Here is an 831-nt window from a genome sequence, read left to right on the forward strand (position 1 = left end):
CGCCGGTGGGACCGGCGGCTGCCCTTTCGCACTGTCGCGGTAGACCTCGGCGAGTTCGGTCTGGAACGCCTCGTCGAACAGCTCATGGCGATACCTGTGGGGTGTCAGAACTCGGCCACCGGCCCTGACCTGGGGTTTTAGGCGGCTCGTTCGTATTCGTTGATCAGGCCGCCGAGGACAGGCTGGTGCTTGATCCGTTCCCTGGCCAGGTCGGCGACGGGGTGGTCGGGCCGAGGCGGTTGAAGGCCACAACCGCGGTGAGGTCGTCGTCCGTTGTAGTGGGCGGCGTACTCGGCCGGGACGGTGCGCAGGTGCCGTTCGCCGAAGATCGGCATCCGGTCGGTGGCCTCGGTCCGGACCGTGCGGACGAACCGTTCCGCGTAGGCGTTCGCCCGCGGAGTCCGGGGTGGGATCTTGATGGTGGTGATGCCAGCGTCGGCGAGGGCCGCGTCGAACGAGGCGGTGAACTGCCCGGCGCGGTCGCGGACCAGGAACTGGAAGTCGGCCGCCCGGTCGCCGAGGTCCATGAGGAGGTTCCGGGCTTGTTGGGTGGTCCACGGTCCGTCGGGGCGGGTGGTGACTCCGAGGATGTGGACGGTGCGGGAGGCGACTTCCAGGACGAAGGAGCAGTACAGACGCCGTAGCGTCACGGCGCAGTCCACGTGGAAGAAGTCGACGGCCAGCATGGTCGAGGCCTGGGTGCGCAGGAACTGCCGCCACGTCGTGTCGGTTTGCCGCCTGGGCGCTGGTGGCAACCCGAGGGTCTTCAGGACCCGGCGGATCGTGGAGGCGCTCACCCGGTGGCCGAGTTTGAGGAGCTCGCCCTGGATT

The 831-nt window shown here is 68.6% G+C and carries 1 protein-coding gene; it reads right to left on the bottom strand.

Going from position 1 to position 831, the window contains the following annotated elements:
* Window positions 1-137: 137 nt before the first annotated feature.
* Window positions 138-831 (bottom strand): integrase core domain-containing protein (locus AC559T_RS15000; RefSeq protein ID WP_498869119.1); only part of this gene is annotated, 694 nt, incomplete at its 5' end.

The sequence above is a fragment of the Frankia sp. Hr75.2 genome (assembly GCF_949319125.1).
In the GTDB taxonomy this organism is placed as follows: domain Bacteria; phylum Actinomycetota; class Actinomycetes; order Frankiales; family Frankiaceae; genus Parafrankia; species Parafrankia soli.